We start from the raw sequence: 26,787 nt of genomic DNA, 5'->3' as shown, positions 1-26,787 counted from the left end.
GGAAACCTTTACCGCACAACAGTTTGAAACTTTTCAAGAATTTAAAACCCCGAAAGCCATATATGTAGGGGAGAACAAGGCGCCATCGATGGAAAATGGAAGGGGAGATGCCCTGCCAAAAAGCGTAAAAAAGGCCTTGGAAGTGCTAGGGAAGGACAAAGCGCCCTTTTTCTTGATGGTGGAAGGTGCCCAGATAGACAATGGAGGCCATTCCAACAGTACCCGTGACATTGTACAGGAAATGTTGGATTTTGACCAAGCCATTGCGGAGGCCCTTCGCTTTGCGGATGCACATAAAAATACCCTAGTGGTCATTACGGCGGATCATGAAACCTCTGGTTTTGGCATTGTGGGCGGAAGTATGCAAGAAGGTGTGGTACAAGGCGATTTTTTGACGGTGGACCACACTGGGATCATGGTGCCCCTTTTTGCCTATGGCCCCCAAGCTGAAAGCTTCAACGGGGTCTATGAAAATACAGAGGTCTTCCACAAAATTCTCAAGGCATTGGGAATTCGGTAACACATTCAATTTTATCTTTTTGATGCCCGATCTGCCCAGTGCAGTGCGGGCATTTTTTTATAACGGGCAGCGAGTCTGGGAATAATGCCCCAACTGGGTAAAAACACCCCACATTCAATCCTTCTTCTTTTTTAAGAATGACTGTTTTTATTCTGATTATCAATTGGTTGCATGCATTCTTGAATTTTGGCATGCCCTTGGGCACAGCTTTTGCCCAAAGAGGATTGGTAAAATATCGATAGATCACCCATCAGGTTGGGTCGGTGAAAATCGATAGCAGTAAAGAAAATGGAACAGGTCAGGAAAAAATACAAGTGGAGCATCTGTTCCACCTGTACGTTTTTGTCCTTTTGTGAATTGACGAAGGACAAAAGTAACATCAGTTCGTGCAGTGAATACATACACTATATGGACGGACATACGAAAATGTCTTTGTTTGAAAGGTCGCAAAACAAGGTGCCCCGGGCAAAGAAAGAATTCAACAATTGGTTTTAAACTACAATTATGGTAACAGAAGCACCGAAACAAAAAGTACAGTTGAAGCAGGGCATGTTGGACAACGTTATGAGACAGTTCAGCAATGCAGCGGCCATTATAGGCCTCAATTCCAACATCCGAAAAATATTGGAAGTGACGAACAATGAGATATTGGTCCACTTTCCCGTGCGGATGGACAATGGCGAAGTGGAAATCTTTACCGGATACCGGGTACAGCACAACAATGCCTTGGGTCCCTACAAAGGAGGACTGCGCTATCACCCGACGGTCGATATCGATGCAGCTAGGGCATTGGCCATGTGGATGACCTGGAAGACCTCATTGGCCGGGCTTCCCTACGGTGGGGCAAAAGGTGGGATACAATTGGACCCGTCCAAATATTCCCAAGCCGAACTGGAAAGGATCACCCGAAGGTTTACCTATGCCTTGGGCGATAATATTGGTCCCGAACTGGATATTCCGGCACCCGATGTGAACACCAACTCACAGACCATGGCCTGGATCTTGGATACCTATATGTCCACCAAATCCCCGGCTGAACGATCGACCAATACCCATGTGGTGACTGGAAAACCGATTGGGGCCGGAGGTTCGGAAGGACGCGACAGGGCCACGGGCTATGGTGTCTTCCTTACCATCAAGTTTTGGGCGGAACATAAAGGGGTTGACCTAAAGGGCAAAAAGTTTATTGTGCAGGGGTTTGGAAATGTGGGCTATTGGACAGCCCATTTCTTGGAAAATGAAGGGGCCATTATGGTTGCGGTGCAAGATGCTTATGGCACCCTCCACAATAATCAAGGGATACCTGTGGAAAAACTGCTGGAATATGCAAAGGCCAACAAGGGCAGTATCCTTGGTTTTGCCGGGGCCCAATCCATAGACAATAAGGAGTTTTTTGCATTGGATTGTGACATCTGTGTCCCTGCCGCTTTGGGGAACCAGATCACCATAGAAAATGCCTCCAAGATCAAGGCAGTACTCATTGCTGAAGGTGCCAATGGTCCCACCGATGTGGAAGCTGAGGAGGTATTGCTGCAACGGGGCGTGGAGATCCTACCCGATATTCTGTGTAATTCCGGCGGGGTGATAGGTAGTTACTTTGAATGGCTACAAAACCGCAGCGGGGAAATTTGGCAATTGGAAGAAGTGATGACCAAGCTGGAAAAGAAACTGAGGGAATCGTTCAACAAGGTCATGGAAACTTCTCAAAAAAGAGGGGTGGACAAGCGTGCGGCAGCTTTCATCATTGCCATAGAACGCCTTGAAGATGCCTATGTACAACGGGGTATATTCCCATAAATGACTGTCATGAAACACGGAAACCTCATTATTGAAAAAGGGGAATATGTCCTACTCAAGCGATTGGTGAACCTATCGGCCTACTATAGTGACCAAACCCAGCAAAAATCCATTTTCAAATTGGCAGGGGAATTGGAACACGCCCAAGTAAAGGACCAAGAGGACATGCCAAGGGACGTGATCCGTTTCAATACTTGGATAACCATCGGTGCCAATAACGGATGGCACAAGAAATTCAAATTGGTGTTGCCGAAGAACAGTGATGTGGCCACCGATAAAATATCCGTGCTGGCACCCATGGGAGCGGCCGTAATGGGATATGCGGAGGGAGATACCGTAATCTGGGATTTTCCGGCCGGCGAGCAACAACTGACCATTTTGAAGGTGGAACAGGAGGAAAACCCGATCAACGTAGATGTAATTGTATGACCTCAAGACTGTTTAACGGACACGATGCCGATGACCGTATCATGCTGAAAAAGGACAAAGTGGAGTTGGGCCATTGGACAAAGAGCCTTGAGTACATCCATGAGGAACTTGGGCTACTGCTGGCCTTGGAAGACCGTTTTCTGAACGATTCCGCCCTGCATGTGGAACTATTGGCCCTACAAAGGGAGAATACCTTGAAGTCTGGAATGCTCCATCGGTACGAAAATGCCATGCGGAACGCTTGGGAGTGCGACGATGTGGCCTGCGACACCTATCATCTGGACAATCATGAGAAGCATCGGGAGCTGTATATGGAGCATTTAAAGAGCTACAGGAAACTAAAGTCCAAGGTGTTCTCCCGGTTGTTGGACTGAATCGAATAGCCCGTTCCTTTTTATTGGATTATGAATTTAAATTGTGCAGAGGATCGGTGCAGAGGGACTTTTTTTAAAATGGAATGGGTGGGCCAAGCTTGTGTTGAACAAGCTTGGCTTTTTTTCAACATCAAATAAAATAGGGCTTCATTCTCAAAATGGTGGGGTTTAAATGTAATTTTGTCAATATGGAATTTAGTATGGACTCCGTGGACAAAAATTTGGGACGATTGCTGTATGATTACCTCTTGAAGACGGGGATGGGGGAAGGTCTGGCCTCCGACCTGAACCTGCTTTTCTTGTTGGTGATTGTCTTGGTCTTGGCATTTCTGTTGGATTTGGTGGTGTGGAAAGTGTTGCGCGCCGTATCCATTCGTTTGGCACGTAGGACCAAGAACAATTACGACAACTTTTTGGTGGCCCACAAGGTGCCCCGTTCCGTGGCGCATATATTTCCGTTGTTGTTCCTTTTTGAGTTTCTACCTGTTGTTTTTGTGGATTTTGAATATGCCGGGAACATTGCATTGAAGATTGTCAAGATACTCTTCGTGTTGCAGACGCTTGCCGTGTTCAGAAGGTTTTTCAAGAGCACAAAGGACTATTTGAAGATATTGCCCCGGTTCAAGGATAAGCCCATCGCCAGCTACACACAAGTGTTCATGATATTTGCCTGGATCGTGGGGATGCTCACCATTTTTGTCATTGTCACGGAGACCTCCATCTGGAAATTCTTTGCCACATTGGGTGCCGCTTCGGCCGTGGTCCTGCTCATATTCAAGGATTCCATTTTGGGCTTTGTGGCGAGCATTCAGGTCACCATAAACGATATGGTCCGCATTGGGGATTGGATCACGTTTGATAAATATGGGGCCGATGGGGATGTGATCGAGATCACATTGGCCACTGTCAAGGTCCAGAATTTTGACAAGACCATAACCACCATTCCCACCTATGCCCTGATATCCGATTCCTTCAAGAACTGGAGGGGCATGCAGGTTTCAGGCGGAAGGCGTATCAAACGGGCCTTGATCATCAGTCAGAAAAGCATCCGGTTTTTGACCCAGGAAGATGTGGAAGCCTTGAAAAAGATCCAATTGGTAGCCGATTACATAGCCCAAAGGAGCGAACAGATAAATGCACATAATCGGGACAATGGGGCGGACAAGGAACTGTTGATCAATGGCAGGAACCTGACCAACTTTGGGGTGTTCCGAAAATATGTGACCAACTATCTGGAGAAGCATTCGGCGATTAACAAGAAAATGACTTTGATGGTTCGACAGTTGGAACCCACAGCTCAGGGTATTCCTTTGGAAATTTATGTCTTCAGTGCCGATAAGCGTTGGGAAAACTATGAATATGTGATGGCGGACATCTTTGATCACCTTTTGGCGGCCTTGCCCTATTTCTCTCTGGAAATATTTGAACTGCCCATGTATGTGGGCGGGAAAAAATAGCAGGGTTCTATGCCGATTTGGCTATTGTTTATCTGAACCTAATTCTAATTATTTTCTCATGCATCATTGTTGTATCGCCTGTATCTTTCACTAATCAAGATGGTAGATTTCCATCACATTTTTCAGGATCTTGTCAAAATCGATTTCCAGATCGATGAGTTTGCCTGAGTGTATGTCAAAAACCCAACCGTGGACCGTGATCCCCCTTTCCCTGTTGGCTCGTTGTACTTCTGCCGTTTTGATGACATTTATACATTGCTCCTGGACATTGAGCTCAACAAGCCGTTTGTACTTTAGCTCTTCATCTTCGATGGAGTTCAGTTCCACTCTATGGGTACGGTATACGTCTCTAACGTTTCTGAGCCAGGGATTTAGGATCCCCAGATCTTTTGACTGCATTGCGGCTTTTATGCCACCACAATAATAATGGCCACAGACCACCACATGGTTCACTTTCAAATGAAGAACCGCATAATCGATGACGGACATTGCACTGAGATCCGTATTGGGCACCATATTGGCAATGTTTCGGTGCACAAAAGCCTCACCTGGTGAAACTCCCATGATTTCTTCGGCAGTTACCCGGCTATCGGAACAACCAATGTAAAGTATATCGGGGTTTTGTCCTTCCGATAGGTTCTTGAAATAGTTGGGATCTATGTTCAGTTTGTTTTGAACCCATTTTTGATTGTTCTTGAAAATTCGTTTGATATTCATTCTTTATTTGGAATTAGGTATTGTGCCATAAGCTATGGACATTGTTGGGTCATGGTACTGTGATGATGACTCTTTGATATCGGGTAAGGGCCGGAAACCCGGTATCGGTAGCTTCCACAATGATATGGTATTCATTTCCGGATTGGGCCGACTTTGGAATTTGGACCAAGGCAATATCTTTTTTTAATTCAATGGAAGCAGGTCCGTCTCCGGCTTCGGCATAGGACCATACGTTAAAATATACAGCGTCGCCGTCCACATCCTCACTGGTTAAGTTCAAGCTTATGGTTTCGCCTACTTCTGCGCTGATGGCATTGCCTTGGGCCACGTTGACTTTGGGTGGATGATTGGCCACATCAAAAGATGTGACACACCAATCGGCCCGTGCGGCGAAATCGAGTTGCATGGGTTTTATCCAGCGGGTCTGTGGATAGCTTTTGTCCATTTCCCCTGTCTCTGGATTTAAATCGGTAACCGAATCACCATCCTCAAACCGAAATGGATTTTCATTGGATTGTCTAAACCTCCCGCTCCAGCCACCTCGGGAAGGATCTTCATAATTGGCCAAACCTACATTTACCAAATGTAGAAATGCAGGGGAATCCCCTTCGGAGATAAAATCATATTTGGAAAAGCTGCCACGTTCGGTGTTTACAATTTTTGAACCATCACCTTCAAAATGGTTGGGATCCCCTTCCTGTTTTTGCCCATCTCCATAGGAATAGTACTTTTGGAGCAAAGGACCGTGACCGTTGATGATGTTCGGCCCCATAAAACTACCCTCCATATAAGGTTGCTGACTTTTGGGAACGATCATTTTCCAGGGGTAGGCAAAACACCAAAACTGATTGGCATTGTAAAAAACACGAATTTCAGGCCAGTTGGGGCCAATGTATTTCCTAAAAGTGGCATCTTGATCCATAATGGTATAGATGATGGCCTTCTTGGATACTTTGTCCTTGATGAGCTTCCAATCTTTTCGTTTGGAGTAGTCTTCCTCGATGGATTTTAGGGCGCGGGCAATGGTGTTGGTGCCACCCCAAGCTTGGAGGAAAATCTCCCTTGGGTCGTTATCCAACAGTTTTTGGGCAATCCATTCAGAGCCTTCTGTTCGTTTGTCCATTTCCCCCTCAAAGTCAATGTTTCCTACTTTCACCAATTCCAATAAAGCTGCTGCCGAGGGATAGTTTTTGTCATGGAGCAAAAGGTTGGGATGTACTTTTTCGTATTCGGACAGGAGCTCTTGGATCCAAGAGGTCCCAGGCCATCTTAATTCACTACGTTCCCCATAGATGTTCTTGGTCATTTCCATTTCGGATATGATGGTAGTGCCCTTTCCATCTCCTTTCCAATGCCACATGGAGCTGGAATAGATCAATCCTTCCGTATCAAATTCATTGGTGTACAACAAGAACCGGATAAAGGTGTCCACATCATCGATTTCTCCATCGGTAGTAACAATGGTCCGTTTGGTATCCTTTTGCATTTGTTGCCCGAATAAGGAGATTCCTAAAATAAGGGCCAGACCCGTAAGCATGAATCGTTGCATTCTTGATTTTAAAATAATGACGAATGGTTCCTGCTTCATATTCAATCGTATTTTCGCCAACAATGTTCTTTGTCCATGTCTTTCGAAAGAGTTTATATGAGCGCAAGCAAATTAATTTATTCAAAGTTTAAAGCAAGAACTATGGCAATAATAGAGATTAGTATGTTTGAAAGCTGGCAAAAGTTTTTCTGGTTTTATATTCAATATTGAAATTTAAAGATGGTTCCTATATTTTGGACTATAATAAATATAGGGATTTTATTGGACCAAGACATGGGGTTGGACGTTGTTTGTGTTACTAAAAAGAGAGTTGGGCAACCCAAATGGGCTAAAAAGAAAAAACCTTGATCAATCTTCGATTATCAAGGTTTTCTGTTTTTTTTGTGACCTGGCCGGGGCTCGAACCCGGGACCCTTTCATTAAAAGTGAAATGCTCTACCAACTGAGCTACCAGGTCATTTTAAAAACGCCTAGCTGTTTCGCTAAGCGGGTGCAAATATAACATCAATAATCTATTTTACAAAGGTGAATTAATGATAAATTTGTGTTTTTTTGAAACAACAAACGATTACAGCAAATGAAAATAGTTTTGATGGGATATATGGCAAGTGGAAAGTCAACCGTTGGGAAGTTGTTGGCCAGACAATTAGGGGCTGGTTTCATCGATTTGGATGACTATATCGAAGCACACGAAAAAAAATCCATCAAAACCATTTTTTTGGAGAAGGGGGAGATCTATTTTAGAAAATTGGAGCATGAAATGCTTTCCAAGGTCTTGGATGAAAACCCATCCATGGTGCTTTCGACCGGTGGGGGAACCCCTTGCTATGGGAACAACATGCAGACCATCTTGGAAAAAGCCGACCATTCCATCTACCTCCAATTGCCCATACCCGAACTGGTGGACAGAATCTCCAAGGAAAAAGAACAAAGGCCCTTGGTACGGAACATCGCCGATGCTGATCTGCCCGAATTCATAGGAAAGCATCTTTTTGAACGCATACCTTACTATTCCCTAGCGACCCATGTGTTGGATTGCAGCGGAAAGGATGTGGAGATCGTGGTAAATGAAATAGGAGGGTTACTCTAGGTATACCGCATCGTTTTTGGTCTCGAACACCACTTTGATGTGCTCATTGAGCGATGTGGAGAGGGATATGCCCTTAAAATCGGCCTTGATGGGGTATTTTTTGTGGTTCCTGTTGACCAGGACCGCAGTTTTCAACTGTTTTATCGGAGTTTTCAGAAAATGGTGCGTGCCATAGATCAAGGTGGTGCCTGAATTCAACACATCGTCCACCAAAACAATCGACTTGTCCGTGTAGGTCTCTTCAGGAATGGAAGTGGACACTCCACTTTTCAAGGGGTCTTTCTTGTCCATGTCCATTTTGCACAATACAATCTCCGCATCGGTGATTTTTTTCAGCATGGCCACAATTTTCTTGGCAAAATTGACCCCACCGCCATTGATCCCGGCTACCACGATCATTTTTTCGTCCACATTGGTCTCGTAGATCTGATAGGCAATACGCTTGACAATATGTTGGATCTGTTCGTGGGTAAGAATACGGTTTTTCATGGTATGTATTGTTGTACCAAAGATATGAAACAGATCATTCAGATTCGTCCAAATAATCGTCCATGTCCCTTCGGTCCTTTTTGGTGGGCCGGCCCAGCCCCTTTTTTCTGTAATGGGTCTTGGCAAACTGCAGTAGTTCATTGTGCTCAAAAGCCTCTTTTGGGGTGGTGTCCTTGCGGTAGATGTCCACCAATTTTGCCCCTACACGGCTCTCCGGAATGTCCAGAACGGTGAGTTGGTAATCGATTTGGTCCTTTCTCAGAACAATTTGGTCCATGGGATACACCTCACGGGAAGGCTTCACCACAGTGCCGTTCACCTTGATCTGTCCTTTTTTCACCGCGGTGGAGGCAAGGTTTCGGGTTTTGTAGTATCTGGTGCACCAAAGGTACTTGTCAATGCGCATGGTCTTTGCAAATGTTTGTTAATGGACGGAACAAAAATAATTGAAAATTGTATCTTGCGCAGCTAAATGACAAACTTGATGAGGTACGGAACTATTGTTTCTTTGGTTTTGGCAATAACACTTTTTTCTTGTAAAAATGACGACAATGGCTCTGGCGGAACCGTAGTGCCACCCAGTCTGTTGAGTGATGTGGCACCTGAGGACGACGCCGAGATCGTGGAATTCTTGAACACCCACTTTTACAATTACGAAGACTTTGAGAACGAACCTGAAGGTTTTGATTACAAGATTGTGATAGATACCATTGAAGGGGAGAATGCAGATAAAACACCCATGATGGATTTTGCCCAATCGGTCACTATCAACGTATCGTCCAGTCATTTTGGGCTTAGTGCTGGAGAAGAGGATATACCGCATAAATTGTATTATATTGAGGCTAGAAAAGGAGGTGGTGGAAGTCCAACTTATGCAGATTCAACATTGGTAAGGTATAGGGGTTCTTTATTGAATGGAAATCTCTTTGATGAAAATCAGGACTTCAACTGGTTTGAAATAAGTAATATAGGAGCAAAGGGTTTTGCGGATGGATTGGCACAATTATATGCAGGAACAACAGATCAAATTATGGAAAATGGTGATGGTACCTATTCTATTGCAAACAGTGGAATAGGTATAATAATCATGCCATCAGGTTTAGGGTACTTCAATGTTGCACGCTCTTCCCTTCCTTCTTATTCAATACTAATGTTCATGGTTGAGCTGGGTCTATATGTAGAAGATACCGATAGTGACAATGATGGTGTCCCAACCATAGAGGAAGATTTGAACGGTAATGGTTACTTGTTTGATGATGATAGCGATGAGGATGGGCTTCCCAATTTTAGGGACATTGATGACGATGGTGATGGTGTTCTTACCCGCAGGGAAATCACGGATGAGAATGGGGTCATCATACTTCCCTACCCTGATGCCGATAACGACGGCGTGCCAGATTACTTAGATCCGGATACCAAATAATAATAGGACATAAAAAAATCCCGCTCATTTGAGCGGGATTTTTTTATGCTTTACAAGAAACAAGTTATAGTTTCAAGGAGAGGGCAAAGATGACCTGCGAAGGTCTGGAATCTACCCTACCATCTGGAATATCGATGATTTCGGCCTCGTTCTCAGAGAATCCACGCTCGTAACGTACATCCAATCCAAGTTTGCCAAGGTTTACACCAACTCCGGCGTTCAGCCCCACGGTAAAGTCATTTTTCACATCCTCTACTTGCAAACCTTCAAGATCGTTCTTCAAAGTATATTGGAAAGCAGGACCTGCAAAAACATGCAAGGGGCCTATCAGCTTATAGCCCAAGAGAACGGGCAAATCCAACTTGGAGATGTCATAGTCCTGGGAACTTCCCTCTACATCATAAGAACTCTTGGTCTTGGAATAGACCAATTCGGGCCTCAAATAGATTTTGGGAAAATCCAGTTTACCCCAAAAGCCAAAGTGGTAACCCGCTTTGCCTTCGGCACCTTCCACAATGTCCTGTCCGCCTTCACCTACGGAACTGATCAAATCCCCGTTCTTGTTGTACGATAGTCCGGCCTTGATACCAAAACCTGAGCCGCTCTGTGCCATTGCAGCAGTCCCAAAAAGGGCGAACACTGCAATCAAAAGTGTTTTTTTCATAAGTGTCATTTTAAAAGATTGAAGCACCTCCAAAGGAGGCATCTGAAACTATATACGTTTCAACACCCTTAAAACGGCTTTTTCGATGGCTTTATTGTTGAGTCCATACTTCTCCATCAGTTGTTCCGGTGTCCCACTTTCACCAAAAGTGTCATAAGTGGCCACAAATTCCTGGGGTACTGGATGATGCATGGTCAATGTCCGTGCAACGCTTTCCCCAAGTCCTCCAAGATAGTTGTGTTCCTCGGCGGTCACGACACATCCGGTCTTCTTCACAGAGTCCAAAATGGCCTTTTCGTCCAACGGTTTGATGGTATGTATATTGATCACTTCAGCAGAAATGCCTTGGTTTTCTAAACTTTCGGCAGCCAATAGGGCCTCCCACACCAAATGCCCGGTGGCAATGATGGTCACATCGGTTCCCTCGTTCAGCATCACGGCTTTCCCGATCTCGAACTTTTGGTCCACAGGGGTGAAATTGGCCACTTTTGGTCTTCCAAATCGAAGATAGACCGGTCCATGGTGCTCGGCAATGGCTATGGTGGCAGCTTTGGTCTGGTTGAAGTCGCATGGGTTGATGACGGTCATGCCCGGCAACATTTTCATAAGGCCAATATCTTCCAAGATTTGATGCGTGGCCCCATCCTCACCCAAAGTGAGTCCGGCATGCGAAGCACATATTTTCACGTTCTTGTCCGAATAGGCAATGGATTGGCGGATTTGATCATAGACCCTTCCTGTGGCAAAATTGGCAAAGGAGGAGGCAAATGGGATTTTTCCCCCGATGGTAAGGCCGGCCGCAATGCCCATCATGTTGGCTTCGGCAATCCCCACCTGGAAGAAGCGTTCGGGATTTTCCGCAATAAAGGTCTCTATCTTCAATGATCCCACTAAATCGGCACAAAGGGCCACTACATTGGGATTGGTCCTGCCCAGTTCTGTCATTCCCGCACCATATCCGCTACGGGTATCCTGTTTTCCTTGATCTGTATATTTGGTCATCGTATCTTTTTCTGAATTAATAATCGCCTAAGGTTTCGGGGTTTTGTGACAATGCGTTGGCCAATTGCTCGTCATTTGGCGCTTTGCCGTGCCAAGCATGGGTGTGCATCATAAAATCCACTCCGTTGCCCATTTCCGTGGTCATCACGATACAAACGGGTTTTCCTTTTCCGGTCCTGCTTTTGGCTTCTTTTAAACCTGCTATGACCTGATCGAGGTCGTTCCCGTTTTCGATGTGCATCACATCCCAGCCAAAGGCCCTGAACTTGTCGGCCACGTCACCCAGTGGAAGTACTTCTTCCGTGGCTCCGTCAATTTGTTGTCCGTTTCGGTCCACAGTGGCAATGAGGTTGTCCACCTTATTACCTGCGGCATACATGATGGCTTCCCAATTTTGTCCTTCCTGTAGTTCCCCATCTCCGTGGAGGCTGAACACCAAATGATCGTCGCCGTTCAGTTTTTTGGCCAATGCCGCACCGATGGCAACGGACATGCCCTGTCCCAAAGACCCGGAGGCAACCCGAATACCGGGCAATCCCTCGTGTGTGGTGGGGTGTCCTTGCAATCTGGAATCGATCAACCTAAAAGTGTCCAGTTCCTCAACGGGAAAATAACCCCTTCGGGCCAGTACGCTATAAAAAACAGGGGAAATGTGTCCATTGGAGAGAAAGAAAAGGTCCTCGTCTTTCCCATCCATATCAAATCCTTCCTTTAGATCCATGATCTCGTTGTACAGGGCCACAAAAAATTCGGTACAGCCCAAAGATCCCCCGGGATGCCCGGAATTTACCTTGTGGACCATTCGCAAAATGTCCCTTCTGACCTGAACCACCAGGTCTTGCAATTCTTCAGTATTCGGCATTGTGTTTGTTTTAGGATATCAAAAATAACCGCATTCGTTCGGCTAAACAAGTGTAAAAGAATTATTTCACAAAAAGTGCCGTCCCATAAACTTTATTTTTTTGTTAAGGGATTGCGGAAAGGAGTTGGCTATATTTGCGGTCTTAAAGACAACCGTATTGAAGTTTACCTTAGTACAGAAGGACAATAAGAGCAAGGCAAGGGCAGGGGAGATCACCACTGACCACGGAACCATACAGACCCCTATATTTATGCCGGTGGGCACAGTGGCCTCGGTAAAGGGGGTACACCAGCGGGAACTGCGGGACGATATTGACCCGGACATCATTTTGGGAAACACCTATCACCTTTACCTGCGACCTGGAACTGGAATCTTGGAAGAGGCTGGAGGCCTGCACAAGTTCATGGGGTGGGACCGAAACATCTTGACCGATAGTGGGGGCTACCAAGTGTATTCCCTTTCGGGCAATAGGAAGATCAAGGAGGAAGGGGTGAAGTTCAAATCCCACATCGATGGTTCCAACCACTTTTTCAGTCCAGAAAGTGTGATGGAGATCCAGCGCACCATAGGTGCGGATATCATCATGGCTTTTGACGAATGTACACCATATCCGTGTGACTATCAATATGCCAAGCGTTCCATGCACCTTACCCATAGATGGCTGGACCGTTGTATCTCGCACTTGGAAAAGTTGCCGTTCAAATATGGGTATTCCCAAACTTTTTTCCCCATTGTTCAGGGTTCCACTTATAAGGACTTAAGAAAACAATCCGCAGAATATATTGCTTCGGTGGGTGCTGAGGGCAATGCCATTGGCGGACTGTCCGTGGGGGAGCCTGCGGAGGAAATGTACGAAATGGCAGAGCTGGTATGCGACATACTCCCAGAGGACAAGCCCAGATACCTCATGGGTGTGGGAACGCCCATCAATATATTGGAGAACATTGCCCTTGGGGTGGATATGTTCGATTGTGTGATGCCCACCCGAAATGCAAGGAACGGGATGTTGTTCACGGCACACGGAACCATCAATATCAAGAACAAAAAGTGGGAAAACGATTTTTCGCCTTTGGATGAAATGGGGATCACTTATGTGGACACTGAATATTCCAAGGCCTACCTAAGGCACTTGTTCGCTGCCAATGAGTATTTGGGCAAACAGATAGCCACCATCCACAACCTTGGATTTTATCTGTGGTTGGTGCGTACGGCAAGAGAACGTATTTTAGCAGGGGATTTCCAGGAATGGAAAACCATGATGGTTCAACAAATGGACAAGAGACTGTAATGCTTACCATACTTGATAGGTACATATTAAAGCGCTATTTGATCACCTTTATGGGCATGCTCATGCTTTTTGTGCCCATTGGGATCATGGCAAACTTGGCGGAGAAGATCGGTAAGATCATAGACAACGAGGCCCCTTTGTCCGAGGTCATTGTCTTTTACGGCAACTTTACCTTGGTGATCGGAAACCTGTTGCTCCCCATTTTTCTTTTTTTGTCCATCATTTTCTTTACCTCAAAATTGGCCAGCAATACGGAGATTGTGGCCATTTTAAGTTCTGGGGTATCCTATTCACGTTTTTTGAGACCCTATTTTATAGGTGCGACCTTGGTGGCCATCCTTATTTTCATGATGGGGATGTTCATTGTGCCCCATGCCAGTATCGGCTTCAATGAATTTGAATACAAATATTTCAAAAAGGGACGGAACGACAGGGTCACGGAAAATATCTTCAACCAGTTGAACGAAAGTGATTATATCTATGTCAGCAGTTTTGACCCCAACCGAAAAATTGGGTACAATTTTACCTACGAGCACTTTGATTCCATCCAACAGTTGGACTATAAGATTTCCGCCAGTAACATCCGATGGGTGGACACCGACAGTATCTATAGGCTTACCAATTATGTGAACCGAAAAGTGAGGAACGGGGTGGAACTCATCCAGACCAAGAGCAGGTTGGATACCATTTTTGCATTTGAGATAGACGACCTGACACCGGTTTCCTATGTGGCGGAGACCAAAAACCTTTTTGAACTCAATGATTTTATCGATGACCAACGAAGAAAAGGCGCATCCAACATCAATGCCTACGTGCTGGTGAAGTACAAACGTTGGGCACTTCCCATAGCGGCCTTTATCCTTACGGTGATAGCCGTTGCGGTATCTTCGGTAAAAAGAAGAGGGGGCATGGGCCTCAATTTGGCCTTTGGGATAGGAGTGGCCTTTGTGTATATTTTCTTTGATAAGGTGTTTGGTACACTGGCCGAGCAGTCTGGCTTTTCACCACTTTTGGCGGTGCTCATCCCCAACCTTATTTTTGGGGCCTTCGCCGTTTATATGCTGATGAAGGCCAAACGATGATGGTAAAAAATGGTTCATGTGCCCCGCGTTAAAAGCATGGGACAATGGCACAGGTAACCTATAAAGTTTTATATTTGTCCCCATTATTTTTATTGAAAACAGCAACTTTCCATGGAATATCTAGAATTTGAACTTCCCATAAAGGAACTTGAAGACCAACTTCAAAAATGTATGATCATAGGGGAAGAAAGTGAAGTAGATGTCACAGAGACCTGTTCGCAGATCGAGAAAAAACTGGAAGAAACCCGCAAGGAGATATACAAGAACCTGACGGCATGGCAACGTGTCCAGGTTTCAAGGCACCCCAACAGGCCTTATACCATGGATTACATAAGGGCCATTTGTGGGGATACCTTCCTGGAACTGCACGGGGACAGGAACGTGAAGGACGACAAGGCCATGATAGGCGGCCTCGGCAAGATCGGGGACCAAAGCTATATGTTCATCGGCCAGCAAAAAGGATACAATACCAAAACAAGGCAATACCGAAACTTTGGTATGGCCAACCCGGAAGGCTACCGAAAGGCCCTTCGGTTGATGAAATCCGCAGAGAAGTTTGGCATTCCCGTAGTCTGCTTTATTGATACCCCTGGGGCATATCCAGGCATAGAGGCGGAAGAACGTGGACAGGGAGAGGCCATTGCACGGAATATTTTGGAAATGACTCGCCTGAAAGTGCCGATCATTGTCATCATCATTGGTGAAGGCGCCTCTGGAGGTGCACTGGGCATTGGCGTAGGGGACAAGGTACTTATGTTGGAGAACACATGGTACTCCGTGATTTCCCCAGAATCCTGCTCTTCCATTTTATGGAGAAGTTGGGAATACAAGGAACAGGCCGCCGAAGCATTGAAGCTGACCGCTGCCGACATGAAAAAGCAGAAATTGGTGGACGAAATCGTGAAGGAGCCTCTTGGCGGTGCACATGCCAATAGGGAAAAAACCTTCGAAACGGTCAAGAACAAAATTTCTTCCCATTACGAAGAACTCAAAAAGTTATCACCAAAAGACCTAGTGAAGGCCCGCATGGAAAAATACGCCACAATGGGCGTGTTCAGCGAGTAATTCTTGTTTTTCAGAGGTTAACTTTTTTTATTAGGTTTTATCCTCGCTTTTTTTTATGTTATCAACAGGTATTCAAAGTTATCAACAAGCGTATTGTTGAACACCTGTGAAAATCGTATTCATCCGAATTAAAGTTAACTAAAAGTTAATTAGCTACTTTCGCATTCATGGAAAAACCTAGCCCCATCGTAGCACATAGAGTGAACAAGTCAACCCTAATCAGTCTTGAAAGAGGGAAAATACCCCCTCAATCCGTTGATTTAGAGGAAGTTGTTTTGGGTGCTATGATGATTGACAAGAAGGGTGTGGATGAGGTGATCGATATCCTTCATCCTGACGTTTTCTACAAGGATGCCCATAAATACATCTACGAGGCCATCTTCAAGTTGTTCGAATCCTCGGAGCCGGTGGATTTATTAACCGTTTCCTCACAATTGAAGAAAGATGGCCGATTGGAGGCCGTGGGAGGGGATTTTTACCTGATCAAACTCACCCAAAAAGTTGCTTCCTCGGCGCATATTGAATTCCACGCTAGGATTATCCTTCAAAAGTATATCCAAAGGAGCCTCATCAAGATTTCCAGTGAGATCATCGAGGAGGCCTATAGTGAATCCACGGATGTATTCGACCTTTTGGACAATGCGGAGGCCAAATTGTACGAGGTTACCCAAGGAAACTTGAAACGCTCTGCGGAAACGGCCCAGAACTTGGTGATCCAGGCCAAAAAGAAAATTGAGGAAATCTCCAACAAGGAAGGTCTGAGCGGAATCCCATCCGGATTTGATAAACTTGACAAACTTACCTCTGGTTGGCAGCCCAGTGATTTGATCATTGTGGCAGCACGTCCAGGTATGGGTAAAACGGCCCTTACCTTGTCCATGGCCCGAAACATTGCCGTTAATTCAGGGAATGGGGTCGCTTTTTTCTCTTTGGAGATGTCATCGGTGCAGTTGATCACCCGTTTGATTTCTTCGGAAACCGGGCTTTCTTCGGAAAAATTAAGGACAGGGAAATTGGAAAAACACGAGTGGGAACAATTGAACGTTAAGGTCAAGGCTTTGGAAAAAGCACCTTTGTTCATTGATGATACCCCATCACTTTCCATTTTTGACCTTCGTGCGAAGGCACGCCGATTGGCATCGCAACACAAGATCAAGCTGATCATCATTGACTACTTGCAGTTGATGACGGCCGGGGGAAGCCAAAAAGGAGGAAACCGTGAACAGGAGATATCCACCATTTCCCGAAACCTGAAGGCACTGGCCAAGGAATTGGATGTGCCGGTCATTGCACTCTCCCAGCTTTCCAGGGCGGTGGAGACCCGTGGGGGCAGCAAAAGGCCCATTCTTTCGGATTTGAGGGAATCTGGAGCCATTGAGCAGGATGCCGATATTGTATCGTTCATCTACAGGCCCGAATACTATAAAATTGACGAATGGGACGATGAAGAGCGCACCCCGACCCAAGGTCAAGCCGAGTTTATTGTGGCCAAGCACCGTAATGGTGGCTTGGATAATATTAGGTTAAAATTTGTGGGTGCTCTGGGTAAATTTGATAACTTGGATGACTTTGATTCCCCGTTCGAATTCCAATCGAAGATGAACGCGGATGAGGAAAATCCCTTTGCAACGCCAAAATTCCCAAGTGCGGATGAAGCTTTTGGCAGCGCAATGAACAGTGACGATGACCCAGATGACAATGACGTGCCGTTTTAAAAAAACTACTTTTCTGTCACCTCGAGCGCAGTCGAGAGGTCTACTTTTTCTAATTCTTTTATTTTCATTACAATCTTTTGCTTCAGTTATCCTTATCCCCATGGATGCCGAAGGCCAGGAAAACCATTTGAAGGCTTACGGGATTACCTATTGGGTGCTTTCCAAACAGCAAAAGGTACAATGGTTGCTCAACTACCGTGGAGGCTCTTTTTTATTGCCCGATGGGGATGCCATTCGAAAGGAATGTCAAATCCGTGGGGTTTCTTTTGAAATACTTACTGACGGACAGGCCGAACAGATCTTGGACGAGATCAGCAGTCCGTCCCAGAACCAAGATGCGGTCGTTTTGGAAAAGGCGCCCAAAATTGCGGTGTATTCCCCCAAGGAAAATCAGCCGTGGGACGATGCGGTGACCATGGTGCTCACCTACGCCGAGATTCCCTATGTGACCATCTATGATGAAGAGGTGTTGGGCGATAAATTGGCATTGTACGATTGGTTGCATTTGCACCATGAGGATTTTACCGGGCAATACGGCAGGTTCTATGGGGCGTATAGATCGGTTCCGTGGTATATTGAAGCCAAGGAACAAGCCGAGGAATTGGCGCGGGAATTGGGCTATGCAAAAGTTTCCGATGAGAAATTGGCAGTGGCCCTCAAAATACGGAACTACGTAATCGGTGGCGGTTTCATGTTTGCCATGTGTTCGGCAACGGATAGCTTTGATATTGCTTTGGCGGCGGAAAATGTGGACATCTGCGAACCCATGTTCGATGGCGACCCTTCGGATGCCAACTATCAGGCGAGGCTGGATTATGGCAACACTTTTGCCTTTACCAATTTTATCTTGGAACGAAACCCCCTGAAATACGAGTTTTCATCCATCGACATGACCGTGAAACGTGGAAATGTGCCCAAGGAGTCCGATTATTTTTCTTTGATGGAGTTTTCGGCCAAATGGGATCCCGTGCCCACCATGCTGACACAGAACCATACCAGTTTGGTGAAAGGGTTTATGGGACAGACCACAGCTTTCACGAGAAACGAGATAAAGCCTACCGTGATGGTTCTGGGAGAGAACAAGATCAATGGGGAGGCCCGATACATCCATGGCATCAAGGGCAAGGGTTTCTTTACTTTTTATGGGGGACACGACCCAGAAGATTACCAACATAGGGTAGGGGACCCCAAAACGGAATTGGAGCTGCATCCTACTTCGCCGGGGTACCGTTTGATTTTGAACAATGTGCTTTTCCCTGCCGCCCGAAAGAAAAAGCAAAAGACCTAGCTCAACTTTTCCTTGAAAAAGGCAATGGTCCGCTCCCATGCCAAGTCTGCGGCAGCTTGATCAAAGCGAGGGGTCGTATTGTTGTGGAACCCATGGTTCACCTCGGGATAAAAATGGGCCTCATATGCTTTTCCCAGTTCCTTCAATTTTGTTTCATATGCTTCCCATCCAGCATTCACACGTTCATCCAATCCGGCATAATGGATCAATAAAGGGGCATTGATCTGGGCTACTTCATCCTCGGCGGGCTGACCTCCATAAAAGGGAACGGCAGCTGCAAGGTCTGGAAGCTTTACGGCCATCATATTGGAAATCCATCCACCAAAACAGAAACCGACCACACCGACTTTTCCATTACAATCTTTATGGTTTTTGAGGTAATTGAAGGCAGCGATGAAGTCTTCCAACATTTCGTCGCGGTCCCGTTGGCGTTGCAATGTCCTTCCATCGTCATCATTGCCGGGATATCCGCCAAGGGGTGTCAGGGCATCTGGGGCCAAGGAAATGAACCCGGCCAGTGCGGCCCTTCGTCCAACATCTTCTATATAAGGATTGAGTCCCCGATTTTCATGTACCACAACGATACCGCCCAGTTTGCCCGTGGCATCTTTGGGTTTGGATAGCAATCCACGGATCTCGCCGCCACCCTTTGGAGAATCGTACGTGATAAATTCGGAATCGAGCCTAGGGTCATTGGGTGGAACCAACAGTGTATCCACATAGTTGGGCATCATAAAACTCAACAGGGAGCCCATGGTGATGCCTCCTACGGCATACACGGAGAGTTTTTCCATAAATTCCCTCCGGTCCAACTTGTTGTGGGCATAATCATCATATAGGTCAAAGACCTCTTGTTTGATATCTTCTTTTTTTAAGGGTGCCATATCGTTGCTTTTGGTTGAATGTCCTTGAAGATACAAATTTTACCAAAGCAACTTATTGCAAGCTAGGTAAATAGAAAAGTTTTATAGTAGTTTTTCCAACACCCGCTCCACCCCGAACTCGTTATTGCTCACGGTTTCGTATTTGGCCACCTTTTTGACATTGGGATGGGCATTGGCCATCGCAAAACTATAATTGGAGAGCTGCATCATTTCAAGGTCGTTGTTGTAATCCCCGAAGACCATGACCTGGTTCGCTGCAATCTGGTGTTGGTCCATGACCTTCTGAAGTGCAAAGCCCTTGTGTGCGTTCTTGTGCGAAACATCCACCCAATTGGCTCCGGACACCTTTACCTTGAGGTGGTCCTCCAGTTGCTTTACGGTAGGATAGATGTATTTTTCGGAATCCTCAAAATGATAAATGGCTATTTTGAGCACTTCGGCCTCCACTGCAGTCTGGTCCTTGACAATGTCAAATTCGGAATAGTACTCGCGTAGCATGGTCAAGAAGGCATCGGAAGCGTCGTTGGCATAAGCATTGTATTGTCCGCAGAGCACCGGGTGTACATCCTTGAGCGGCCTTACAATGTCGAGGATACGACCCACTTCTTCCTTGTTGATGGGCGTGGTCAACAGGACTTTGTCCTGCTGTTTGATGAGGGCACCATTTTCGGCAATTACAATAATATCATTTTTGATGGGTTGCAATTTATCCACCATACTATTGTACTGCCTACCACTGGCGGCCACGAAAATGATGTCCTTTTTCTTGAGTTCTTCAAAAATTTCAAAAAATCTGGGGCTTACTTCATGTTTGGAGTTCAACAAGGTACCATCCATGTCGGTCACCACCATTTTGATCTGCGATAAATCCATTTTCAAGAAATTAAGCTGCAAAGGTATTCCTTATTCAGGGAACGGCAGGACCACTTTTGGTAAACTTTATATTAATTTCGTTGGGAAAGAATTGTTTGTCCATGGACTTTTACCAGAAAGAAATACAATTGCGCTCCTATTCCAGGGGGTTTCATTTGATCACGGATACCATTTTGAATGCCCTTCCCGAAATCAAGAGAGTTGAAATGGGAATGTTGCAGGTGTTCATCAAGCATACTTCGGCCAGTTTGACCATCAATGAGAATGCCGACCCTACGGTGCGGACCGATTTTGAGAGCCATATCAATACAATGGTGCCCGAAAATGCACCTTATTATATACACAATTATGAGGGACCGGACGATATGCCCGCACATATCAAAGCATCTCTGATGGGGGCTTCGGTACAGATACCTATAACCAGAGGACGTTTGAACTTGGGCATTTGGCAGGGCATCTATCTTTGTGAACACCGGAACCATGCTTCGGGAAGGAAGTTGGTTGTCACGGTTTTAGGCGTTTAATCTGTAGATTTATAGTATTTTGGATAAGAATATTGGTAGATTGCCAATACATGATAAAAGAATAAAATGTTTGATGGGCATTCCTGGTCACGCATTGTTTTATAAAAAGTGAGACATGAGAGGATTGATTATATTCCTTATTCTACTTCCAAGCCTATCCGGGTTATATTCCCAGCAATTCGTAACCGGACGTTTATTAGATTCGATTTCCAATAATCCCGTGGTTTTTGCCAGTATTATTATAAAAGGATCTACCCAAGGGGTAATCTCCAATGAAGATGGTAGTTTTAGAATACCCATAGCATTAAAGAACCAATATGATGAATTGGTGATTTCATCCATTGGTTATGAATCTATTGCAATCTCATTGGACACTTTATTTGAAGACCGTATTAACTACATATATGTTATGCCCAAAACCATCCAATTGGAAGGGGCCACTGTAATAAGCTACACGGATAATACTCTTGCAAAAAGAATAGTAAAAAAAGCGATTAGGGGTATACCGGAAAATTTTCCAACCGAGCCATTTTCGGTTGTTGGATATTATCGAGATTATCAGCAAGATAGTCTGAAGTATGTTAACCTTAATGAGTCTATTGTGGAAATACAGGACAAAGGGTTTAATAAAAAGGATCAGAAGACCACTGATTTTAAAATATATTATTTGGTCAAGAATCAAGACTTTCCAAGGGATAGTATTTCTAGTATGTCCTATGATTATGAGCATCAAAATAAGATTGTAAAAAGCGGGTATCTTCCTTCCTACAATGGAAATGAGTTGATTATCTTAAGAGTACATGATGCCATAAGGAACTACAACTATGATTCATATTCGTTCATTTATAAAATGAAAAGGGATTTTGTCAGGAACCACCAATTTTCTATGGGTAAAGATGCTTATCTAGATGGGGAATGGTTGTACCGGATAAACTTTGAAACTATTGAGGATAAAACGAAAGTGCAGGGTCAAATTGTAATTTCAAAGCATGATTTTGCAATTTACGGGTTGGATTATATTGCATATCAGATGCCAGATTTGAAAACTGAAGCGGGCAATTTTGATTTGAACGAATCCGATATGATTTTTCAGATTCATTCGGAATATAGGCCATATAAGAGTAAAATGTATCTGAATTACCTATCGTTTGGCAATGGTTTCACGGTAAGATTACCTCCTGTCTTTATGTTGGATAATATTCGTATTGACCCAAACAACAAGGTGGCATGGTTGGAATTTAATAACACTTTGGATATGGCATCTGCCAAGGATTCCAATCATTATAAACTGTTTTTTAGGGAACGTGATATTCCTTTTAAGGTGTTGACAGGCCATGGAGAGGCGAACAAAGTTTTGCTCCGGCCTTTGTTTGAATCAGAAAGAGATGAGCAACTGTTTTATGGTGCTGCTCAGGATGCAATTCAAAAGTCAGATCTTAAAGAGGTTGTTTTCAAAATAAAAGGACTAAAGGATGTTCATGGCAATATATTGGGTTATTCGGATAAAAAAGAATACGAGCAATTCAGGGAGTTCTTTACCCAAAAAATAATCCTTGGTTCAAATAATGATTCTGTTGGTTTTTATATGGATCAAAATAAACCATTATTTCAAAGCTCAACACCTATTGAAATTAAGGATTCAATTCAGGGGTATTGGATGAATACACCTCTTAAAGAAGTGAGGTGGTCGTATTGAATACTTTTTTAATATGGTTTGAATCATATAAAATAAAAGATCCCGCACAAGGCGGGATCTCAATAAGCGGGGTAAGTTTATATTTAACCTTTACTTTACTCTTTCAACGATGGCCTTGAAGGCATCTGGATGGTTCATGGCCAAATCCGCAAGAACTTTCCTGTTCAGTTCTATTCCGTTGGATTTTACTTTCCCCATAAATTGAGAGTAAGACATTCCGTGCAATCTGGCACCTGCATTGATACGGGTGATCCATAGGGAACGGAAATTGCGTTTTTTGGTCTTTCTGTCACGGTAAGCATAAAGCATTGCTTTTTCTACCGCGTTTTTGGCTACTGTCCAAACGTTTTTACGTCTTCCGAAGTAACCTTTGGCTTGCTTCATCACTTTTTTTCTTCTAGCGCGTGAAGCAACTGAGTTTACTGATCTTGGCATAATGTTTCATTTTTTTGTAGCAGGCGTCCCGAATACGGGAACTTGATTGGCCCAACTCCAGGGTTAATAAATAAATGTACCGGTGGAACAACTATTTTAATCGCAATTGTTCCATTACGCTGTTCTCATCCGATGGGTGAACCAATGTGGAATGAGTCAGCTTTAGCTTACGCTTCTTCGATTTTTTTGTCAGGATGTGACTCTTGAAAGCGTGCTTTCTCTTGATTTTACCAGAACCTGTCAGCTTAAAACGCTTCTTGGCACTGGATTTTGTTTTCATCTTAGGCATTTTCCTAGTATTTAACTCCGCTTATTTTTGCTGAACAAAGTTCAGTTTGTTCTATTTTTTCGATGTTTTTGGGGCAAGGAACATGGTCATTCGTTTACCCTCCAACTTTGGCATCTGTTCCACTTTTCCGAATTCTTCCAGCTCCTGTGCCAATTTTAACAACAATATCTCGCCTTGGTCCTTATAGACGATGGAACGGCCTTTGAAAAAGACGTAGGCTTTCAGTTTGGCGCCGTCTTTTAGGAATTTTTCGGCATGTCGCTTCTTGAACTCATAATCGTGGTCGTCCGTTTGCGGTCCAAACCGTATTTCCTTGATGACAACCTTGGTTGCCTTCGCCTTCAATACCTTGTCCCGTTTCTTTTGCTCATAGAGGAACTTTTTGTAGTCTATGATCTTGCAGACGGGCGGATTGGCGTTTGGTGAAATCTCCACCAGATCCAATTCCAGTTCACTGGCCTTTTCCCTTGCTTTGGAAATGGGATATACCCCGATTTCCACATTGTCTCCAACAAGCCTCACTTCTGGAGCGGTAATCTTTTCATTGATATTGTGAGGGTTCTTGTTTTCCCTCCTGGGTTGGGGCTTAAATCTTCTTCGTATTGCTATGACGTGTACTTTTTAGTTAAACTTAATTTTTTAGAACGACTTTAAGGTACTATTTATTTCAGTAGTTACCAAGTCGGAAAATGCATCTAAGCTCAAACTGCCCAAATCCTCGCCGCCGTGCCTTCTTACTGAAAGGGTTCCGGATGCTTCTTCCTGTTCACCAACGATGAGCATGAAGGGGATTTTCTTGAGTTCGGTCTCACGGATTTTTTTTCCTACGGTCTCGTTCCTCTTATCAATGAGCGCGCGAATTTCGTGATTTTCCAATGAATTCAAAACTTTTTCAGCATATTTTTCGTGTTTCTCACTGACGGGCAGTATAATAGCCTGTATCGGAATCAGCCATAACGGGAAGTTGCCCCCAGTGTGTTCCAATAGCAGGGCCACAAAACGTTCCATGCTTCCAAAGGGCGCCCTGTGTATCATCACGGGACGGTGGAGTTCATTGTCGCTACCTTTATAGGTAAGATCAAATCGCTTGGGGAGGTTGTAGTCCACTTGGATAGTGCCCAGCTGCCAGTTCCTGCCGAGGGCATCCTTTACCATAAAGTCCAGTTTCGGACCATAAAAAGCGGCCTCGCCACTTTCCACCACATAGTTCAGGCCTTTTTCCTCTGCGGCATTGATGATGGCCTGTTCCGCTTTTTCCCAATCTTCCGTATTACCTATATATTTCTCTGGGTTGTCCAGGTCACGTACGGATACCTGGGCCGTAAAATTATTGAAGCCCAAAGAGTTCAATACATATAAGGTAAGGTCGATCACATTTTTGAACTCATCGTTCAACTGTTCCGTAGTACAGAAGATGTGGGCATCATCTTGAGTAAATCCTCTAACGCGAGTCAAACCATGCAACTCCCCACTTTGTTCGTACCTATATACTGTGCCAAATTCCGCATAGCGCTTGGGCAGGTCCTTATAACTGAAAGGGCTGCTGTTGTATATCTCGCAGTGGTGTGGACAGTTCATCGGTTTCAGTAGAAACTCTTCGTCCTCCTTGGGAGTGCGGATCGGTTGGAAACTGTCCTCTCCATATTTGGCATAATGCCCGGAAGTCACATAAAGTTCCTTTTGGCCAATATGTGGGGTCACCACCATTTCATAGCCCGCTTTCTTTTGGGCCTTCTTTAAAAACTGTTCCAAGCGTTCCCGAAGGGCGGCGCCTTTGGGCAACCATAAAGGAAGACCTTGTCCCACTTTTTGGGAAAAGGTGAACAGTTCCAGTTCCTTGCCCAATTTTCTGTGGTCCCTTTTCTTGGCCTCTTCCAAAAGTTCCAGATATTCGGTAAGGTCCTTCTGTTTTGGGAAGGAAATTCCATAAACACGGGTCAACTGCTTGTTGTTCTCGTTCCCCCTCCAATAGGCCCCGGCAACGCTCAACAACTTAATGGCTTTTATAATGCCAGTGTTTGGGATATGCCCACCGCGACAAAGGTCGGTAAAGGTGCTATGGTCACAAAAGGTAATGGTCCCGTCCTCCAAGTTTTCAATAAGCTCTACCTTATATTCATTGCCTTGGTTCTTGTAATAGTTAAGGGCATCCGCTTTGGAAACGCTCCTCATTTTATAATCAAACTTCCCGCGGGCAATTTCCAAGGCTTTCTTTTCAATTTCGGGTAAATCTTTTTCGGAGATGGATTGGTCGCCAAAATCTACATCATAATAAAAGCCGTTGTCAATAGCTGGTCCAATGGTCAGCTTAATACCGGGGTACATTTCCTCCAAGGCTTGAGCCACCACATGCGATGTGGAATGCCAGAAAGCTTTTTTTCCTTCATCATCATTCCATGTATATAAAGTAAGGGAGCCATTTTCCGTTAGAGGGGTTGTGGTCTCCACAGTCGTATCATTGAATTTGGCAGAAATAACATTCCGTGCCAAGCCTTCACTAATACCTTTGGCAACGTCCATGGGCGTAGTTCCCTTCTCTACTTCTTTTACAGCACCATCTGGTAGTGTGATCTTTATCATGTGGTTTAAACTTCTAAGTTTTACTTTCGAGAGGACAAAGATAATATCTTGTATAGATGCCACAATACCTACATATTATATATACATGAATATTCCACATATAACAAGGTGGATTTAATTGGTTTTTATGGCTTGATATAATAAGAAAGGTTTGGTTGTTTTGAAGTTTTAAAAAAAGTTGTATTTTTATAGGCTTTGTTTTCAGCGATTTGAATGTAAATATGCTGTAAAGTCAAAAAAAACACTTGTATATTATCGAAAGGGTGTTACATTTGCAGCCCGAAAAACAACAAAGGGTTTGTTTTTTAGGATAGTTCAACAGCTCATTGACATACTGTTTTGATAAGTCGGAAAGGCTAGAAAAAAATATCAAAAAAAGCATTGTGTAATCAAAAAAAGCATTTTACATTTGCAGCCCGAAAAACACCGAGGTGTTCTAAGGGAAAGTTCTTGTAAAATGATTGTTTTGAGACCAAGAAAAAGCTTTGATATTTTTTTTCAAAAAAAGCTTGCCGGTTTAAAAAACAGTTGTAGATTTGCAGCCGCTTAACCGACAGGTTGTGCGGTCAAAGCCGAGTGAGGATTGATTTAATGAGATTGAAACTCGGTTTTAGAACAAAGAAGTTCATATACATATTGCAATAGACAGCGTAAGAAAAGAATAGAACCATTTTGATGTCAAGGACTGGGAATTG

General features: G+C 44.5%; 27 protein-coding genes and 1 tRNA gene. 14 read left to right on the top strand and 14 right to left on the bottom strand.

Annotated features, from left to right (window positions below):
- Window positions 1-88 precede the first annotated feature (88 nt).
- The 5 genes from DB398_RS18755 (at window position 89) to DB398_RS17395 (ending at window position 4,577) form a co-directional block, all read left to right on the top strand.
- On the top strand, window positions 89-520 hold the full coding sequence (locus DB398_RS18755; protein ID WP_417935559.1) for an alkaline phosphatase: 432 nt from the start codon (window positions 89-91) through the stop codon (window positions 518-520).
- Window positions 521-1,024: 504 nt separating this feature from the next.
- Window positions 1,025-2,317 (top strand): Glu/Leu/Phe/Val family dehydrogenase, encoded by a 1,293-nt coding sequence (locus tag DB398_RS17410; protein ID WP_108425738.1) that lies wholly within the window; start codon window positions 1,025-1,027, stop codon window positions 2,315-2,317.
- A gap of 9 nt (window positions 2,318-2,326) precedes the next feature.
- Window positions 2,327-2,746 carry a GreA/GreB family elongation factor gene (locus tag DB398_RS17405; protein WP_108425797.1) on the top strand — a complete coding sequence of 140 codons (420 nt, stop codon included), beginning with the start codon at window positions 2,327-2,329 and terminating at the stop codon, window positions 2,744-2,746.
- Window positions 2,743-3,120 carry a hypothetical protein gene (locus DB398_RS17400; RefSeq protein ID WP_108425737.1) on the top strand — a complete coding sequence of 126 codons (378 nt, stop codon included), beginning with the start codon at window positions 2,743-2,745 and terminating at the stop codon, window positions 3,118-3,120. The genes DB398_RS17405 and DB398_RS17400 overlap by 4 nt, the downstream gene beginning before the upstream one ends.
- 188 nt (window positions 3,121-3,308) lie before the next feature.
- Window positions 3,309-4,577: a mechanosensitive ion channel family protein gene (locus tag DB398_RS17395; RefSeq protein ID WP_234416369.1), complete on the top strand. Its 1,269-nt coding sequence runs from the start codon at window positions 3,309-3,311 to the stop codon at window positions 4,575-4,577.
- Between the two features lie 90 nt (window positions 4,578-4,667).
- Here DB398_RS17395 and DB398_RS17390 read toward each other — a convergent pair whose 3' ends face one another.
- The 3 genes from DB398_RS17390 to DB398_RS17380 all read right to left on the bottom strand — a co-directional run bounded on the left by DB398_RS17390 (window position 4,668) and on the right by DB398_RS17380 (window position 7,300).
- Complete coding sequence (locus DB398_RS17390) at window positions 4,668-5,294, bottom strand: carbonic anhydrase (protein ID WP_108425736.1); 627 nt, start codon at window positions 5,292-5,294, stop codon at window positions 4,668-4,670.
- A 49-nt stretch (window positions 5,295-5,343) separates the two neighbouring features.
- Window positions 5,344-6,843 (bottom strand): nucleoside hydrolase-like domain-containing protein, encoded by a 1,500-nt coding sequence (locus tag DB398_RS17385; protein WP_234416368.1) that lies wholly within the window; start codon window positions 6,841-6,843, stop codon window positions 5,344-5,346.
- A 384-nt stretch (window positions 6,844-7,227) separates the two neighbouring features.
- Window positions 7,228-7,300: transfer RNA gene (locus DB398_RS17380), tRNA-Lys, on the bottom strand.
- A 120-nt stretch (window positions 7,301-7,420) separates the two neighbouring features.
- Between DB398_RS17380 and DB398_RS17375 the strand changes: the two genes are divergently transcribed.
- Window positions 7,421-7,933 carry a shikimate kinase gene (locus DB398_RS17375; RefSeq protein WP_108425734.1) on the top strand — a complete coding sequence of 171 codons (513 nt, stop codon included), beginning with the start codon at window positions 7,421-7,423 and terminating at the stop codon, window positions 7,931-7,933.
- On the opposite strand, the gene DB398_RS17370 is transcribed toward DB398_RS17375, so the two are convergent.
- On the bottom strand, window positions 7,925-8,422 hold the full coding sequence (locus DB398_RS17370; RefSeq protein ID WP_108425733.1) for a phosphoribosyltransferase family protein: 498 nt from the start codon (window positions 8,420-8,422) through the stop codon (window positions 7,925-7,927). The genes DB398_RS17375 and DB398_RS17370 overlap by 9 nt on opposite strands.
- Before the next feature lie 34 nt (window positions 8,423-8,456).
- Window positions 8,457-8,828: an RNA-binding S4 domain-containing protein gene (locus tag DB398_RS17365; RefSeq protein WP_108425732.1), complete on the bottom strand. Its 372-nt coding sequence runs from the start codon at window positions 8,826-8,828 to the stop codon at window positions 8,457-8,459.
- Between the two features lie 78 nt (window positions 8,829-8,906).
- Here DB398_RS17365 and DB398_RS17360 point away from each other — a divergent pair, with 78 nt between their 5' ends.
- Window positions 8,907-9,845: an FKBP-type peptidyl-prolyl cis-trans isomerase gene (locus tag DB398_RS17360; RefSeq protein WP_159076485.1), complete on the top strand. Its 939-nt coding sequence runs from the start codon at window positions 8,907-8,909 to the stop codon at window positions 9,843-9,845.
- Between the two features lie 64 nt (window positions 9,846-9,909).
- Here DB398_RS17360 and DB398_RS17355 read toward each other — a convergent pair whose 3' ends face one another.
- Genes DB398_RS17355 through DB398_RS17345 form a run of 3 tightly spaced genes read right to left on the bottom strand, consistent with a single transcriptional unit; the run spans window position 9,910 to window position 12,373 of the window.
- Window positions 9,910-10,509 carry an outer membrane beta-barrel protein gene (locus DB398_RS17355; protein ID WP_108425730.1) on the bottom strand — a complete coding sequence of 200 codons (600 nt, stop codon included), beginning with the start codon at window positions 10,507-10,509 and terminating at the stop codon, window positions 9,910-9,912.
- A gap of 48 nt (window positions 10,510-10,557) precedes the next feature.
- A complete protein-coding gene (locus DB398_RS17350; protein WP_108425729.1) occupies window positions 10,558-11,511 on the bottom strand; it encodes a transketolase family protein in 954 nt (317 codons plus the stop codon).
- 16 nt (window positions 11,512-11,527) lie between these two features.
- Window positions 11,528-12,373 (bottom strand): transketolase, encoded by an 846-nt coding sequence (locus tag DB398_RS17345; RefSeq protein WP_108425728.1) that lies wholly within the window; start codon window positions 12,371-12,373, stop codon window positions 11,528-11,530.
- A gap of 157 nt (window positions 12,374-12,530) precedes the next feature.
- On the opposite strand from DB398_RS17345, the gene tgt reads away from it, so the two are divergent.
- From tgt to DB398_RS17320, 5 genes are all read left to right on the top strand, one after another.
- Complete coding sequence (gene tgt, locus DB398_RS17340; protein WP_108425727.1) at window positions 12,531-13,661, top strand: tRNA guanosine(34) transglycosylase Tgt; 1,131 nt, start codon at window positions 12,531-12,533, stop codon at window positions 13,659-13,661.
- On the top strand, window positions 13,661-14,743 hold the full coding sequence (locus DB398_RS17335) for an LptF/LptG family permease (protein ID WP_108425795.1): 1,083 nt from the start codon (window positions 13,661-13,663) through the stop codon (window positions 14,741-14,743). The genes tgt and DB398_RS17335 overlap by 1 nt, the downstream gene beginning before the upstream one ends.
- Before the next feature lie 111 nt (window positions 14,744-14,854).
- A complete protein-coding gene (locus DB398_RS17330; RefSeq protein ID WP_108425726.1) occupies window positions 14,855-15,808 on the top strand; it encodes an acetyl-CoA carboxylase carboxyltransferase subunit alpha in 954 nt (317 codons plus the stop codon).
- 167 nt (window positions 15,809-15,975) lie between these two features.
- On the top strand, window positions 15,976-17,523 hold the full coding sequence (gene dnaB / locus DB398_RS17325; RefSeq protein ID WP_108425725.1) for a replicative DNA helicase: 1,548 nt from the start codon (window positions 15,976-15,978) through the stop codon (window positions 17,521-17,523).
- A complete protein-coding gene (locus tag DB398_RS17320; RefSeq protein WP_108425794.1) occupies window positions 17,507-18,811 on the top strand; it encodes an asparagine synthetase B in 1,305 nt (434 codons plus the stop codon). Before dnaB ends, DB398_RS17320 begins: the two co-directional genes overlap by 17 nt.
- On the opposite strand, the gene DB398_RS17315 is transcribed toward DB398_RS17320, so the two are convergent.
- Entirely contained in the window at window positions 18,808-19,695 is an 888-nt protein-coding gene (locus DB398_RS17315) for a dienelactone hydrolase family protein (protein ID WP_108425724.1), read from the bottom strand. The two genes, DB398_RS17320 and DB398_RS17315, sit on opposite strands and share 4 nt — an antisense overlap.
- Window positions 19,696-19,776: 81 nt before the next feature.
- Window positions 19,777-20,568 (bottom strand): HAD family hydrolase, encoded by a 792-nt coding sequence (locus DB398_RS17310; RefSeq protein WP_108425723.1) that lies wholly within the window; start codon window positions 20,566-20,568, stop codon window positions 19,777-19,779.
- Between the two features lie 101 nt (window positions 20,569-20,669).
- On the opposite strand from DB398_RS17310, the gene DB398_RS17305 reads away from it, so the two are divergent.
- Both DB398_RS17305 and DB398_RS17300 read left to right on the top strand, forming a co-directional pair.
- Window positions 20,670-21,092, top strand: coding sequence for a secondary thiamine-phosphate synthase enzyme YjbQ (locus tag DB398_RS17305; RefSeq protein WP_108425793.1), 423 nt, complete (start codon window positions 20,670-20,672; stop codon window positions 21,090-21,092).
- A 115-nt stretch (window positions 21,093-21,207) separates the two neighbouring features.
- A complete protein-coding gene (locus tag DB398_RS17300; protein ID WP_108425722.1) occupies window positions 21,208-22,788 on the top strand; it encodes a carboxypeptidase-like regulatory domain-containing protein in 1,581 nt (526 codons plus the stop codon).
- Between the two features lie 90 nt (window positions 22,789-22,878).
- Here DB398_RS17300 and rplT read toward each other — a convergent pair whose 3' ends face one another.
- The 4 genes from rplT to thrS form a co-directional block, all read right to left on the bottom strand.
- Complete coding sequence (rplT, locus tag DB398_RS17295; RefSeq protein WP_072879911.1) at window positions 22,879-23,223, bottom strand: 50S ribosomal protein L20; 345 nt, start codon at window positions 23,221-23,223, stop codon at window positions 22,879-22,881.
- A gap of 91 nt (window positions 23,224-23,314) precedes the next feature.
- On the bottom strand, window positions 23,315-23,512 hold the full coding sequence (gene rpmI / locus DB398_RS17290) for a 50S ribosomal protein L35 (protein WP_108425721.1): 198 nt from the start codon (window positions 23,510-23,512) through the stop codon (window positions 23,315-23,317).
- A gap of 51 nt (window positions 23,513-23,563) precedes the next feature.
- On the bottom strand, window positions 23,564-24,115 hold the full coding sequence (gene infC / locus DB398_RS17285) for a translation initiation factor IF-3 (protein WP_072879914.1): 552 nt from the start codon (window positions 24,113-24,115) through the stop codon (window positions 23,564-23,566).
- 36 nt (window positions 24,116-24,151) lie between these two features.
- Window positions 24,152-26,092: a threonine--tRNA ligase gene (gene thrS / locus DB398_RS17280; protein ID WP_108425720.1), complete on the bottom strand. Its 1,941-nt coding sequence runs from the start codon at window positions 26,090-26,092 to the stop codon at window positions 24,152-24,154.
- Between the last annotated feature and the right edge of the window lie 695 nt (window positions 26,093-26,787).

The organism is Flagellimonas amoyensis (genome assembly GCF_003058265.1).
GTDB lineage: Bacteria > Bacteroidota > Bacteroidia > Flavobacteriales > Flavobacteriaceae > Flagellimonas > Flagellimonas amoyensis.
Note: the sequence above shows the minus strand (reverse complement) of the source record. Positions and strands in the feature narration are given on the sequence as shown.

Coding starts and splice junctions, on each gene's coding strand:
- DB398_RS17335 (WP_108425795.1), top strand. CDS start 13,661: ATGCTTACCATACTTGATAGGTACATATTAAAGCGCTATTTGATCACC.
- DB398_RS17390 (WP_108425736.1), bottom strand. CDS start 5,294: ATGAATATCAAACGAATTTTCAAGAACAATCAAAAATGGGTTCAAAAC.
- DB398_RS17345 (WP_108425728.1), bottom strand. CDS start 12,373: ATGCCGAATACTGAAGAATTGCAAGACCTGGTGGTTCAGGTCAGAAGG.
- DB398_RS17385 (WP_234416368.1), bottom strand. CDS start 6,843: ATGCAACGATTCATGCTTACGGGTCTGGCCCTTATTTTAGGAATCTCC.
- DB398_RS17365 (WP_108425732.1), bottom strand. CDS start 8,828: ATGCGCATTGACAAGTACCTTTGGTGCACCAGATACTACAAAACCCGA.
- DB398_RS17300 (WP_108425722.1), top strand. CDS start 21,208: ATGAGAGGATTGATTATATTCCTTATTCTACTTCCAAGCCTATCCGGG.
- DB398_RS17315 (WP_108425724.1), bottom strand. CDS start 19,695: ATGGCACCCTTAAAAAAAGAAGATATCAAACAAGAGGTCTTTGACCTA.
- DB398_RS17410 (WP_108425738.1), top strand. CDS start 1,025: ATGGTAACAGAAGCACCGAAACAAAAAGTACAGTTGAAGCAGGGCATG.
- DB398_RS17370 (WP_108425733.1), bottom strand. CDS start 8,422: ATGAAAAACCGTATTCTTACCCACGAACAGATCCAACATATTGTCAAG.
- DB398_RS17350 (WP_108425729.1), bottom strand. CDS start 11,511: ATGACCAAATATACAGATCAAGGAAAACAGGATACCCGTAGCGGATAT.
- DB398_RS17320 (WP_108425794.1), top strand. CDS start 17,507: ATGACGTGCCGTTTTAAAAAAACTACTTTTCTGTCACCTCGAGCGCAG.
- DB398_RS17400 (WP_108425737.1), top strand. CDS start 2,743: ATGACCTCAAGACTGTTTAACGGACACGATGCCGATGACCGTATCATG.
- rpmI (WP_108425721.1), bottom strand. CDS start 23,512: ATGCCTAAGATGAAAACAAAATCCAGTGCCAAGAAGCGTTTTAAGCTG.
- DB398_RS17330 (WP_108425726.1), top strand. CDS start 14,855: ATGGAATATCTAGAATTTGAACTTCCCATAAAGGAACTTGAAGACCAA.
- DB398_RS18755 (WP_417935559.1), top strand. CDS start 89: ATGGAAAATGGAAGGGGAGATGCCCTGCCAAAAAGCGTAAAAAAGGCC.
- DB398_RS17355 (WP_108425730.1), bottom strand. CDS start 10,509: ATGAAAAAAACACTTTTGATTGCAGTGTTCGCCCTTTTTGGGACTGCT.
- DB398_RS17305 (WP_108425793.1), top strand. CDS start 20,670: ATGGACTTTTACCAGAAAGAAATACAATTGCGCTCCTATTCCAGGGGG.
- DB398_RS17375 (WP_108425734.1), top strand. CDS start 7,421: ATGAAAATAGTTTTGATGGGATATATGGCAAGTGGAAAGTCAACCGTT.
- DB398_RS17395 (WP_234416369.1), top strand. CDS start 3,309: ATGGAATTTAGTATGGACTCCGTGGACAAAAATTTGGGACGATTGCTG.
- DB398_RS17310 (WP_108425723.1), bottom strand. CDS start 20,568: ATGGATTTATCGCAGATCAAAATGGTGGTGACCGACATGGATGGTACC.
- DB398_RS17405 (WP_108425797.1), top strand. CDS start 2,327: ATGAAACACGGAAACCTCATTATTGAAAAAGGGGAATATGTCCTACTC.
- rplT (WP_072879911.1), bottom strand. CDS start 23,223: ATGCCAAGATCAGTAAACTCAGTTGCTTCACGCGCTAGAAGAAAAAAA.
- dnaB (WP_108425725.1), top strand. CDS start 15,976: ATGGAAAAACCTAGCCCCATCGTAGCACATAGAGTGAACAAGTCAACC.
- DB398_RS17360 (WP_159076485.1), top strand. CDS start 8,907: ATGAGGTACGGAACTATTGTTTCTTTGGTTTTGGCAATAACACTTTTT.
- thrS (WP_108425720.1), bottom strand. CDS start 26,092: ATGATAAAGATCACACTACCAGATGGTGCTGTAAAAGAAGTAGAGAAG.